Raw genomic sequence first — 13,455 nt, forward strand, 5'->3', positions numbered from 1 at the left:
TTTTCTCGGAAATAAACAAGTAATCTTCTATTTGGCATCAATAATACGCCTATAAGTTTTTCTTATTTTAGTTGTATCCAACGTAGGTAAAATCGCATCTTTATTATACTTTTGTCCTATGATAACAGAAATTAAAAGAGAAAAATAAGATGGATTTTCAAACGAAGGTTGAACTTCCCACAGGTATGCCTCCTGTCACTCATGCTGGACAAATACTCTTAATGGGATCTTGTTTCGCTGAGAATATGGGTTTGCAACTGATGGAAAACAAATTTAAGATAGATGTAAATCCTTTCGGCATCCTTTATAATCCTCTTTCCGTTTTTGCTGCTTTGATTGAAGTATTGAAAGGGAAGGAATATCAGCAGGATGATCTTTTTGTATATAAGAACTATTGGCATAGCCCGATGCATCATGGTTCTTTTTCTGCCTCTACACAGGAAGAGACTCTTCGGAATATAAATGCCCGTTTGCAACAAGCTCATCAGTCTATTCACGAACTCGATTGGTTGATATTGACTTTCGGTACTGCTTACGTTTATGAACAGAAGGGTACAGGGAAAGTCGTATCTAACTGCCATAAGCAACCGGAAAGCTATTTTACTCGCAGACTACTTTCGGTAGATGAAATAGTGGGTGAATATGTTTCACTTATTGCCAGTATGACAGCACGTAATTCGAATTTGAAGTTACTGTTTACAGTTAGTCCTATCCGGCATATACGTGATGGGTTGCATGCGAACCAGTTGAGCAAAGCTACCTTATTGTTAGCTATCGCACGTTTGCAGCAACAATTCCCGGAGCATGTTTTCTACTTCCCTTCTTACGAGATCGTGTTGGACGAACTGCGTGACTACCGTTTTTACGCTGATGATATGCTGCATCCGTCTTCATTGACAGTCCGTTATTTGTGGGAGCGCTTCTCGGAAGTTTTCTTCTCTATGGAAACAAAACAAATAATAATGGCTGTAAAAGACATCTGCCAGGATTTGGCACATAAGCCTTTCCATCCGCGTTCGGAAGCGTATCAACGCTTTTTAGGACAAATAGTGTTAAAAATAGAACGACTTAACAGAAAATACCCGTACTTAGATTTTCAAAAAGAAAAAGAACTATGCCGTATACGATTGAATCCATAGCCGAATATATCGGTGCCCGTCGTGTGGGAAAACATGAAACTACTATTGATTGGCTGCTAACAGATAGTCGCTCTTTGAGTTTCCCCGAAGAAACTCTCTTCTTTGCTTTAACAACGAAACGAAGTAATGGTGCTCGTTATATCCCTGAATTGTATGATCGGGGAGTACGCAATTTTGTAGTTTCCGAAGAGGACTATGAGACGATAGTTCAGGAAGAATGGATACCGGACGATGTGCAATCATTCTCTGTCAATTATTTAATTGTGGCCAATCCTCTGAAAGCTCTGCAAAAGTTAGCTGAGATACATCGGGAAAATTTTAAAATACCTGTGATTGGTATCACAGGCAGTAATGGAAAAACGATTGTAAAGGAGTGGCTTCATCAACTGCTGAGTCCGGATCGTTGCATTGTACGTTCTCCGCGTAGTTATAATTCTCAAATTGGTGTTCCTCTGTCTGTCTGGCAATTGAGTGATGAGGCCGAACTAGGTATCTTTGAAGCTGGAATATCTGAGATGGGAGAGATGGGAGCTTTGAAAAAGATTATACAGCCTACCATTGGCATTCTAACCAATATTGGGGGTGCTCATCAAGAAAACTTTTTCTCTTTGCAGGAAAAGTGTATGGAAAAGTTGACGCTCTTCAAAGATTGCGATGTAGTGATTTACGATGGAGATAATGAACTTATCAGCAATTGTGTAGCAAAATCTATGCTGACAGCACGTGAGATTGCCTGGAGCCGTAAAGATATCGAACGTCCTTTATATATAAACCGAATTATCAAGAAAGAAGATCATACAGTTGTTTCATACCGTTATCTGGATATGGATAATACGTTCTGTATTCCCTTCATTGATGATGCTTCTATCGAAAATGCATTGAATTGTTTGGCTGCTTGCCTTTATTTGATGACACCGGCCGACCAAATTACGGAACGTATGGCACGTTTGGAACCGGTAGCTATGCGATTGGAAGTAAAAGAAGGAAAGAATGAATGTGTATTAATCAATGATAGTTACAATTCAGATTTAGCCTCGTTAGATATTGCACTTGATTTTCTGGTGCGTCGTTCGGAAAAGAAAGGATTGAATCGAACACTTATCTTATCGGATATCCTGGAAACAGGGCAAAGCACTGCAACACTTTATCGTCGTGTAGCACAATTGGTGCAAAGCCGTAAGATTAATAAATTGATTGGAGTAGGGCCTGAGATATCTTCTTGTGCTGCCCGCTTGGATGGTACGCCGGAATGTTATTTCTTTCCGAATACAGAGGCATTGCTGGGATCGGATATTTTAAAATCTCTTCATTCGGAAGTAATTTTGGTGAAAGGTTCCCGTATCTTTAATTTTGATTTGGTATCGGATGAATTGGAGTTGAAAGTTCATGAAACGATTCTGGAAGTAAATCTTGGGGCGATGATAGCTAATTTAAATTATTATCGTTCCATGCTTCGCCATCCGGAAACTAAAGTGGTTTGTATGGTGAAAGCTTCCGCTTATGGAGCAGGATCTTATGAAATAGCAAAGACATTGCAAGAACATCATGTCGATTATTTGGCGGTAGCTGTGGCGGATGAAGGATCTGAGCTTCGGAAGGCTGGAATTACTTCTTCCATTATTATAATGGATCCTGAACTTACTGCATTTAAAACGATGTTCGATCATAAATTAGAGCCGGAAGTATATAACTTTCATCTGTTGGATGCACTGATTAAAGCAGCGGAAAAGGAAGGAATTACTAATTTCCCGATTCATGTGAAACTTGATACGGGTATGCACCGTCTAGGATTTGAGATCGACGAAATTCCGTTATTGATACGTCGGTTGAAGAATCAGAATGCGGTTATTCCCCGTTCTGTCTTTTCTCATTTTGTAGGGAGTGATTCGCCTCAATTTGATACTTTCACTCGTCAGCAGATTGAACTGTTTGAGAAAGGTTCGCAAGAGTTGCAAGCTGCTTTTTCACATAAGATTCTACGTCATATTTGCAATACGGCAGGTATCGAGCGTTTCCCGGGCGCACAATTTGATATGGTACGCTTAGGTATCGGACTTTATGGAGTGAGTCCGATAGACAATTCTATTATATATAATGTAAGTACACTTAAAACAACAATTTTGCAGATACGGAACGTGCCCGAAGAAGATACAGTGGGCTATAGTCGTATGGGACATTTGAATCGTCCATCGCGTATAGCGGCCATTCCTATTGGTTACGCCGACGGACTGAATCGGCATTTAGGGCGTGGCAATGCTTACTGTTTAGTGAATGGAAAGAAAGCCCCTTATGTAGGAAATATCTGTATGGATGTCTGTATGATTGATGTAACTGATATCGATTGTCGGGAAGGTGATCAAGCTATTATCTTTGGAGACGATCTGCCAATCACTGTATTATCAGATAAGTTGGATACCATACCTTATGAAGTGCTGACCAGTATTTCAACCCGGGTAAAACGAGTATATTATCAAGATTAGATTGAATAGAAAATGGAAAGTGGACGATAGATAATGCGTTTATGCGGTTATTCATAACACAAATTATCAATTATCCATCGTCTATTATCCATTTAAATACTTATCTTTGCGCGGACAAAAAGAAATAAAACTTCTTAATTAATTAAATAACACCTATGACAAACTTATTATTATTAGGCTTTTTGCCTAGCGGTTCCGAATGGATTATTATTGCTTTAGTTATTCTTCTTCTTTTTGGTGGAAAGAAAATCCCCGAATTGATGCGTGGTTTAGGTAAAGGCGTTAAGAGCTTCAAAGATGGTGTAAACGACGCAAAAGACGAACTGAATAAAGCAAAAGACGAACTAGACAAGACAGACTCAGCTAAGTAAAGAAGAGTACAATGGCGGAAATGACCTTTTGGGATCATTTGGAGGAATTGCGCTGGGTACTTTTTCGGGTTATAGGGCTTTGGCTTGTTTTAGCGGTAGGTTATTTTATCGCTATGCCTTATATATTCGATAATGTAATACTTGGGCCTACCCATAATGATTTCGTATTCTATAATTTATTACGGCACATTGGAGAGAGCTTAAATCTGGATGATGAGTTCTTTACTCAACATTTTGAAGTAAAGATGATTAATATTAATCTGGCAGCTCCCTTTTTCATTCATATGTCTACTGCCTTTTGGATGTCGGTAGTGACTGCGATGCCTTATCTCTTTTTTGAGATCTGGCGTTTTATTAGTCCCGCCCTTTATCCCAAAGAACGGAGAGGAGTGTTAAAAGCTTGATTTTAGGAACGGTGATGTTTTTTATTGGCGTTCTGTTGGGGTATTTCATGGTTTATCCATTGGCACTTCGTTTCCTTTCTACTTATAATCTGAGTTCGCAAATTGAGAATGTACTGTCTCTTAATTCATATATCGACAACTTTATGATGTTGGTGTTATGTATGGGGTTGGCTTTTGAACTTCCGTTGGTGACATGGTTGCTATCATTGCTTGGATTGGTTAATAAATCGTTCCTGCGAAGATATCGTCGTCATGCAGTTGTTATCATTGTGATAGCGTCTGCCATTATTACTCCAACAGGCGATCCATTTACATTGAGTGTGGTAGCTATTCCACTTTATCTGTTGTATGAGATGAGTATTCTGATGATAAAAGATAAAAAGAAAGAAGAGGAAGATGAGTTTGGAGATGAATCAGAAGAAGAGATAAAAGAAGAGACTGAACAAGTAAACTCATAACAAGAAATACAAGGAGAGGCTGTGAAAACCTTTTTCTTGTTATATGCGCCAAAAGAGAATATCAGATTTTGCTGTCTCTTTTGGCGCATTCTTGTTTTACCACTACCTTTGCAATATGGATAAGAAGGAAGGAAGAGAATCATACGAATTGCTTTTGGCAGTGTGTAAGACAGAAGATGAACTGCTTGCTGTCGGATACAAACAGATGCGTGACTTACTGGAACGAATTTGTCGTATGCAAATGCATAATGTAAGTCTACAAATGACGGATCTATCGGCACGTATCAGTTTCGTAGCTGCTAAACTCGGTCTGTCTGTAGCAGAGCAGAATCGTTTGCATACCTTTCGGCTAACTTCTAATCAAATATTGAACCGGCGTATTGAACCTGTCCGCAATCATTTATTGAGAGACGCTAAGACATTATCTTTTCTGGTTCGAAAACTTTCCGGTGAAGATATACCCCAGGAACTCTATCAGTTGTTACCACGTGCAGATACTACTTATCTGGTAGCACCTCCGGCTTGTAAACGGATACAACGGATGCGGGTTTGTTTTCAGTATGCCGATGAACAGTATTTGTATGTAACACCATTGGAGGAAATCTCCGAAAAACCGTATCTAGTTCGCTACAATATTCCTCAGATAAACGAAGAATTTACGGAAACTTGCCGACTTCTTTGGAGACATGCACAAATTAACTTATTAGATGTGGCTATTGATGAAGCGGGGATACTTACCCCTTCATTTATTGTTCTCGAACCGGATTATTTGATTGATATTAGTGCATTGGCAGAATGTTTCCGCGAATACGGTCATCATCCGGCAAACTATTTTCTATCCCGCCTGCAGCCGATTGAAAATGCTCGTCCTTTATTATTAGGAAATATAGCCAATCTTTTTTGGATGAATGGATTCATGCTCAGGAAGAGGAGATAGACTATCGCATTTGTATGCAAAAGGCTTTTCGTCGTTATCCTATTGAGTTGGCTGCTTGCTCGGATTTACGTGATCGTGAGAAAGAACGGCGATTTTTTGATGACTGTAAACTTCATTTTGAACATATACGCGAAACGGTAAAGGATACATTTCGTGCACCGGGTTATGAACTGGAAAAGAAAGATGCAGTGTTGGAACCTTCTTATATCTGTGAAGCGCTTGGTTTGCAAGGACGTCTTGACTATATGCAACGGGATATGTCTTCGTTCATAGAAATGAAATCGGGTAAAGCTGATGAATATGCAATTCGCGGTAAGGTAGAACCGAAAGAGAATAATAAGGTACAAATGTTGCTATATCAAGCTGTTTTACAATATTCTATGGGGATGGATCACCGGAAAGTAAGAGCCTATTTGCTATATACTCGTTATCCGCTTCTTTATCCTTCCCGTCCATCCTGGGCAATGGTTCGCAGAGTGATTGATTTGCGTAACCGGATTGTTGCCGATGAGTATGGTGTTCAATTGCGGAATAGCTTGGAATACACTGCACAAAAGCTGGCAGAGATAAATTCTTCTAACCTGAATGAACGCAAACTGTCCGGACATTTTTGGGAAACATATTTGCGTCCTTCCATTGATAATTTTCAGTCGAAACTGAAAACTCTCTCTCTATTGGAAAAAAACTATTTTTATGCGTTGTATAATTTCATAACGAAGGAACTCTATACGTCCAAATCAGGTGATGTGGATTACGAGGGACGTACAGGGGCAGCTTCTCTATGGCTTTCTACATTGGTGGAGAAATGTGAGTCGGGTGAAATAATTTATGATCTCCGTATTAAAGAAAATCATGCAGCAGATGAACATAAGGCTCATCTCATCCTGTCTCAGTCGGCCATGGTGGAAGAAGACTTCTTACCGAATTTTCGTCAGGGTGACGCTATTATTCTTTACGAACGGAATAATGAGGCGGATAATGTAACTAACAAGATGGTATTCAAGGGAAATATTGAATATCTGACAGAATACGAGATTTGTATTCGTCTTCGGGCTACCCAACAAAATACTTCTGTACTTCCGGAGGATAGCCTTTATGCCATTGAACATGATACAATGGATACTACTTTCCGTTTTATGTATCAAGGACTTTATACCTATTTATCCGCAACACAAAGTCGTCGTGATTTGCTGTTATCACAACGATTACCGGAATTTGACGAATCTTTGGATTATTTGATTTCTCAATCAACCAATGATTTTACTCGCATTGCATTGAAGGCAAAAGCAGCCCGGGACTATTTTCTTTTAGTAGGGCCTCCCGGAACAGGAAAAACCTCTTGTGCACTGAAAAAGATGGTTGAAACTTTCCATGCAGAAAAGGATACTCAAATTCTGTTACTCTCCTATACAAATCGAGCTGTGGATGAAATCTGTAAAGCAATCAGTAGCATTCATCCGGAAGTTGATTTCATTCGTGTAGGAAGTGAACTATCTTGTGACGAGGCTTATCGTACGCATTTAATTGAGAACGAACTGTCTGCTTGTATTCGCCGTTCGGAAGTGTATGAACGTATCAGGGATTGCCGTATTTTTGTAGGAACAGTCGCGTCTATATCCGGTAAGCCGGAACTTTTCCGTTTGAAACATTTTGAAGTAGCGATCATTGATGAATCCACACAAATACTAGAACCTCAGCTACTGGGTATTCTCTGTGCACGAGGGAGGATGGGAGGAATGCTATTGATAAATTTATCCTAATCGGAGATCATAAACAGTTGCCTGCTGTTGTGTTACAGAGTACCGATCAGTCGGCTATTTATGATGAAACGTTGAAAGCAATAGGTTTGACCAACTTGAAAGATTCCCTGTTTGAACGTCTTTATCATAATGCACGTAATTCGTCAGTACATCGTTCATATGATATGCTTTGCCGTCAAGGGCGTATGCATCCTGATGTGGCTTTGTTTGCCAACCATGCTTTTTATGGAGGCCGTTTACTTCCTGTAGGGCTTCCCCACCAAATAGAAAGTTCTGAAAAAGTTTGCCGGCTTGCTTTTTATCCTTCTTTACCGGAGAAAGCCGGCACATCTGCAAAGATTAACCATTCGGAAGCCCGTATTGTTACCGATTTGGTTGCACAGATATATAAGGAGCATACGGATGATTTTGATGAAGCTCGTACGTTAGGAATTATAACTCCTTATCGGAGTCAGATTGCATTGATCAAAAAATATATTGAGGCATTAAATGTTCCGGTACTGAATCGTATTTTGATTGATACGGTAGAACGTTTTCAAGGAAGTGAAAGAGATGTGATTATTTATTCGTTTTGTATCAACTATCCATATCAGTTGAAGTTCTTATCAAACCTGACAGAAGAAGATGGTATTTTGATTGATCGCAAACTCAATGTGGCTTTGACGCGGGCGCGAAAACAAATGATGATAACGGGGGTACCAACTCTTTTGGAACGTAACCCTCTTTATGAAAGTTTACTAAATTTAATAAAACGTTCTTGAACCATTGGAATATTTTTGCAGATGTTAGTCTTTATTCTCTCTTTATGCAATTCATTAACACCTAAATATTGAACAAACGCCTATATTTGCAACACGTTTTTTTCATAGAGATTTAGATTTAAGGTTAGAAGAAATGTGGAAGTCGTGAGACTTCCCTTTTTTTCTTCTTAACGTTTGCTATTCTTCATTTTCTGAATGTATCGTTTTTTGTTGAGTACAGAATGGACATGCAGAATAAGTAAACCAAAAAAGCCATCTTCGGGAGAAGAGGCTTTTTTATTTTAAGTACTTTTGAATAATTGGTAGAAAGAAAAAAGAGGAGAAAAGTTCATTTTCGAACTATTCTCCTCTTTCTAATATTTATCAGATTATTATTCTAATACGATTGGTTTATATTTTGGAACTAATAACTTCATCATGATCCAACCGAGAAGGTATGCAACCGAACAGATACAGAAAATAATAAAGTATCCGGCTGGTTTACCCACAAAACCAAAGAAGGTCATTGGCTCTTGAAGAATAGTAATATCTTTTTGAGTGATGATTTTATTATTCAGCATTATCTCAGCTTCTTTTTCGGCTATAGGTAATTCAAGTGTTTCTACGATCATCGGAATTTGGCTGAGACCAGCTTCTCTACTGCTTTTTGTAAAGGCATAGCTTCACCTTTATATAAGGCCCAGCCGACCGGGATATCTTCTGCTCCCTCATGTCCTTTAGCTACTATTTTTCCATTTAGAACAGCTTGATCTGTTTTGGCAATAGTAATTTGATAATCTTTATCAAGTAAAGCTTTGTTGATGACAGGTATTTCTCCTTGTCCTGCTGCGAATACAAACAAGATTCCGGCACAATACTGGAGGATCATAGAACTTACTCCGCCTGCCATACCACCAATTCCTGTGATACTTGCGATAGCAGATTTGGGAAACATATCACCCACTGTAGAGAATATGTTAGCTGACCATGATTGATGAGCAGCACCACCAATACCAATCAAGATAACCGGGAACCATGGAGAGAAGGTTCCTAATGGCTGTGCCAGTAGAACTAGCAATGGGAAGAATGCGAAGATAAGCATTGCCTTCATACGTGCAGCATAGGGATTCATACCTGTACGATTGATGAAAATTGTTGGTAATTTACCTCCATAAATGGATAACATCGTGATGGCATATAAAGTAAAGATCAACGCGATTCCCAGTCCTTCGGAAGTTTTAATTCCGAATTGGGTGTTCAGATAAGAAGGAGTCCAGAATAGGAAGAACCACCATACTCCGTCGGTCATGAATTTGCCGACAACAAAAGCCCAGGTTTGTCTGTATGTGAAGCATTGCCAGAATCCCATTTTCTTCTCTTCTTTCTCATCTGTAGCAACTATAATACCATCTTTTTCATTGTCTTGCTCAATATATTCAAGCTCTGCCTTGTTTACGTGTTTGCTTTTAGAGGGAGCTGTATACATGAATACCCAGAATCCCATCCAAATAAATCCAAGACCACCGATAACGATAAATGCCATTTCCCATCCCCAGGCTTTTGCCAATAAAGGAATACTAAGTGGAGCTACCAATGCACCGATAGAAGCACCGGCATTGAATATAGAAGTTGCATAAGCACGATCTTTTTTGGGGAAATACTCAGCAGTTACTTTAATAGCTGCCGGGAAGTTACCGGCTTCACCTATTGCCAGTACGCAACGGGCTGCCAGAAAACAATACATACTGATAGTTGCGATTGTTACTATGACATCTCCTGTGGCTCCCATCAGTTCGGCTGCACTGTGCAAACCCACGAAATGCTCAGTTATAACACCGCAAGATGCGTGTAAACAGGCACCTGCAGACCATACTCCAATTGCCCATAGATATCCTTTTTTAGTACCCAGCCAATCTACAAATCGACCGGCGAAAAGCATACAGATAGCATATACAATAGAGAATACGGAAGTAATAGCGCCATAGTGTGATTCATCCCAATGGAATTCGGGTTTGATAAACTCGTCCCAAGTAAGTGATAGAACTTGGCGATCGAGATAATTGACTGTGGTGGCGAAGAACAACATGGCACATATTGTCCATCTGTAGTTTGTCATCTTTTCACTTGGTTTTTCAAATGCGTTCATGATAATGGATTTAAATGGTTTTTAACACGTTTATAAAGGTCGGTATTTCATCTGTTTTTTATAATAAAATGTCTGGTCAAAAATATGAATATCTCGTTGTATTTACTAGACATTTCGTGATATTATGTACCAAATCTATATAAATTGTGCTTCTTGGGGGAGAAAATTAATAAACTCGAAAGACTTCACTCCTTTTTCCGGTCAGAAAAGGAAGTGAAATTCTGGAGTTAATAAATATGTGATAATATGATTTGTACGATATTATCGCATTTCATTATATTTGATCTTATCCATGTCTCCATAGTCAAGATTTTCACCGGCCATTCCCCAAATAAACATATAGTTGCTGGTTCCGGCTGCTGCGTGAATAGACCATTCCGGTGACATAATAGCTTGTTCATTCTGCATCCAGACAATTCGTTCTTCCTGTGGTTCACCCATAAAATGACAGATAGCGTTGCTTTCCGGTACATTGAAATAGAAATAAGCCTCAATACGGCGGCTATGTGTGTGTGCCGGCATCGTATTCCATACACTACCTGGTTTCAATTCTGTCAGTCCCATCTGTAATTGGCAAGGACCTTCTTTCAATACATTATTAACGATTAACTGATTGATAACGCGGTCATTACTTTCTTCCATTTTTCCTGCTGGAAATGAATTAGCTTTTAATGAGCCTTTACGACCGTCGATGGTAATTAATTGAGTTTTGTAATCTTTATGAGCAGGAGCTGAGTTAATATAGAATTTAGCAGGTTTATTTGAATCTTTGCTCTTGAATGTAACTTTTTGCCTACCTCTACCTACGTATAAGGCGTCTTTGAAATTCAGGACATATTCTTTACCATCCACAGTTACGATACCTTCCCCACCTACATTAATAACGCCTAATTCGCGGCGTTCAAGGAAATATTTAGCTTTTAAAGGATCGATTGTTTCCAGTATCAGCTCTTTAGTTGTAGGAACTGCACCACCAAAGATAAAACGGTCGTACATGGAATAAGTAACGTTGATTTCATTTGGAACCATTACTTTCTCCATCAGGAAGCTACTACGCAAGCGGTTGGTATCATACGTTTTCACATCTTGCGGGTTGCAAGCTACTTGCATCTTGTAATTTACCTGGGCGGAAGCTGAGATAGCTGCGATACCCAACATCATTGCAATTGCTAATTTTTTCATATTTCGAAATTTAAATGAATTATATAATTTAGTTGTTCTTATTCATTAAAGCGTCTTTCTTAGTCATACGGATGCGGTTATAAATTGCCATTCCAAGTGCAATAACAACAAGGATTGCCGGACCGATAATCTTAATACTGTAAGTCAGATGGAAAATGCCCCAGCAAAAGAGGCTGGAAGCAAAGTCGAGAGCACCTCCCTGGAAACCTTCCGGAATGTTCACAGTCGGATCTCCAGTAGCTGCGTATACGTCTTTGGCGGCCAAAGTGAAGTATCCTGCCAGCTCTGTTACAAAATATAGTCCGACAATTAGTGAGACCAATCCGATAATGAATGATTTTACTACATTACCTTTTGTGATAGGAAGAATCATCGGAAACAAATAGAACATACCTGCCAGAGATGCTAAAGGTAAGAACCGATTGCCAGGCAGAATCACTGCAAGGAAGATAGTAACGGGAATCAGCAAGAGAGATACGACTAAAGTTGTCGGATGGCCAATTACCAATGCGGGACTCATACCGATACTAAGTCCAGTACTATTTTTATATTTTTTAGCGATTAACTCACGTGTAGCGTCGGAAATAGGTTTTAAACCTTCAATAAACAGACTGGTGATGCGTGGGATCAGCTCCATTACTGCACCCATTTTGATTCCTAATCCTAATATGCTTGGAATATTGTCTACCATTTCTTCCCAGCTACTGCATCCTAATGCACCGATACCGCACCCAATTACTATACCCAGAAATAATGGTTCGCCCATCAAACCGAATTTTTTCTTCATTCCTTCCGAGTCAATATTCAGTTTGTCAAATCCCGGAATCATATCTAATAACTTATTGATGACGATGGCAAACGGAACAAAGCTTTGACAAAAAGGTTGTGGAATGGAGATACCGTCCATCTTGTCATAGAACTTCTGGAATGCAGGTGCAGTCATATCTGCCATGACAAGTGTGATGATATAACAGATGATAGCTGCGAAAAATCCCCAAAGAATGCTGTCGGAAGCAAAATAAACGATTGCACCGATAAATGCAAAATGCCAATAATTCCAAAGGTCAATATTTATAGTACGAGTTGTTTTAGTAAGTAACATTAATAGATTAACTCCCAAACAGACTGGAATGATTAGTGCACCAACTGAAGTATTGTAGGCAACTGCGGCAGCAGAAGGCCATCCCATATCGAAGATACCTAATTCTAACCCGTATATTTCAACCATTTTAGTTAATGCAGGACCAAGACTACTTGTCAATAAAGCTGTTACTACAGACAAACCAACGAAACCGACTCCTACCAATAGGCCGCTTTTAAGTGCTTTAGCAAATTTAATACGGATACATACTCCTAAGATTGTGAAAATGACCGGCATCATCACTGCCGCTCCCAAACCGATAATGTATTTAAAAACTTCTTCCATTCTGTTTTATTTTTTCTCTATTTTTAATGATAAATTGCTGTGTTTCCCTATAGGGTGTTACTTGTAGACCGCGCCAAAAATACGACCTTTTCTGATTCCTTCCAAGACGAAACTCTTAATTTATACGTTGTTGCATCAAAAAAAGTATATTTTGACGTTTGCGTGCACAAAAATGATTGTTTTCGTGCACGAAAAAATGAAAATACAGTTATTAAACTGAAAAACTTCTTTGATTTTGAGGGAATGTATTATTTATATTATAGGAGGATCTGTATGAATAAACCTTAAAATAATGAATTGTATGATCATACATTATTTCAGTTATTTTTGAAATATTGAAGCGGATGGTAAACATTAATTTTATGGTGGATGTGCCGAGTAGAAAACCGACTTTTGGGAGGAACGAGAATAA

The 13,455-nt window shown here is 39.0% G+C and carries 5 protein-coding genes and 4 pseudogenes; 5 read left to right on the forward strand and 4 right to left on the reverse strand.

The annotated features are described in order from the left end of the window. Nucleotides 1-149: 149 nt before the first annotated feature. From JCM17102_RS09700 to JCM17102_RS27050, 5 genes and pseudogenes are all read left to right on the forward strand, one after another. Nucleotides 150-1,139, forward strand: coding sequence for a GSCFA domain-containing protein (locus tag JCM17102_RS09700; RefSeq protein ID WP_025074962.1), 990 nt, complete (start codon nt 150-152; stop codon nt 1,137-1,139). After that, nucleotides 1,115-3,619, forward strand: coding sequence for a bifunctional UDP-N-acetylmuramoyl-tripeptide:D-alanyl-D-alanine ligase/alanine racemase (locus tag JCM17102_RS09705; RefSeq protein WP_025074963.1), 2,505 nt, complete (start codon nt 1,115-1,117; stop codon nt 3,617-3,619). The genes JCM17102_RS09700 and JCM17102_RS09705 overlap by 25 nt, the downstream gene beginning before the upstream one ends. A 155-nt stretch (nt 3,620-3,774) precedes the next feature. Continuing rightward, nucleotides 3,775-3,990, forward strand: coding sequence for a Sec-independent protein translocase subunit TatA/TatB (locus JCM17102_RS09710; protein ID WP_025074964.1), 216 nt, complete (start codon nt 3,775-3,777; stop codon nt 3,988-3,990). Nucleotides 3,991-4,001: 11 nt separating this feature from the next. Beyond that, nucleotides 4,002-4,852 (forward strand): annotated as a pseudogene (gene tatC, locus JCM17102_RS27045) (twin-arginine translocase subunit TatC). Between the two features lie 115 nt (nt 4,853-4,967). Further along, nucleotides 4,968-8,310 (forward strand): annotated as a pseudogene (locus tag JCM17102_RS27050) (AAA domain-containing protein). Between the two features lie 371 nt (nt 8,311-8,681). Here JCM17102_RS27050 and JCM17102_RS32620 read toward each other — a convergent pair. The 4 genes and pseudogenes from JCM17102_RS32620 to JCM17102_RS09735 form a co-directional block, all read right to left on the reverse strand. Next, nucleotides 8,682-8,819, reverse strand: a pseudogene (locus tag JCM17102_RS32620) (MFS transporter); the annotation flags it as partial. Nucleotides 8,820-9,136: 317 nt separating this feature from the next. Then, nucleotides 9,137-10,435 (reverse strand): annotated as a pseudogene (locus JCM17102_RS23100) (MFS transporter); the annotation flags it as partial. A gap of 261 nt (nt 10,436-10,696) precedes the next feature. Continuing rightward, entirely contained in the window at nt 10,697-11,617 is a 921-nt protein-coding gene (gene kduI / locus JCM17102_RS09730) for a 5-dehydro-4-deoxy-D-glucuronate isomerase (protein ID WP_025074965.1), read from the reverse strand. Between the two features lie 28 nt (nt 11,618-11,645). After that, nucleotides 11,646-13,043, reverse strand: coding sequence for a PTS galactitol transporter subunit IIC (locus JCM17102_RS09735; RefSeq protein WP_025074966.1), 1,398 nt, complete (start codon nt 13,041-13,043; stop codon nt 11,646-11,648). Between the last annotated feature and the right edge of the window lie 412 nt (nt 13,044-13,455).

Origin of the sequence: Bacteroides faecichinchillae JCM 17102, assembly GCF_000614145.1 — a bacterium.
GTDB lineage: Bacteria > Bacteroidota > Bacteroidia > Bacteroidales > Bacteroidaceae > Bacteroides > Bacteroides faecichinchillae.

Excerpts from the sequence above, each read along its gene's own strand:
- JCM17102_RS09700 (WP_025074962.1), top strand. The coding sequence starts at position 150 with ATGGATTTTCAAACGAAGGTTGAACTTCCCACAGGTATGCCTCCTGTC.
- JCM17102_RS09705 (WP_025074963.1), top strand. The coding sequence starts at position 1,115 with ATGCCGTATACGATTGAATCCATAGCCGAATATATCGGTGCCCGTCGT.
- JCM17102_RS09710 (WP_025074964.1), top strand. The coding sequence starts at position 3,775 with ATGACAAACTTATTATTATTAGGCTTTTTGCCTAGCGGTTCCGAATGG.
- kduI (WP_025074965.1), bottom strand. The coding sequence starts at position 11,617 with ATGAAAAAATTAGCAATTGCAATGATGTTGGGTATCGCAGCTATCTCA.
- JCM17102_RS09735 (WP_025074966.1), bottom strand. The coding sequence starts at position 13,043 with ATGGAAGAAGTTTTTAAATACATTATCGGTTTGGGAGCGGCAGTGATG.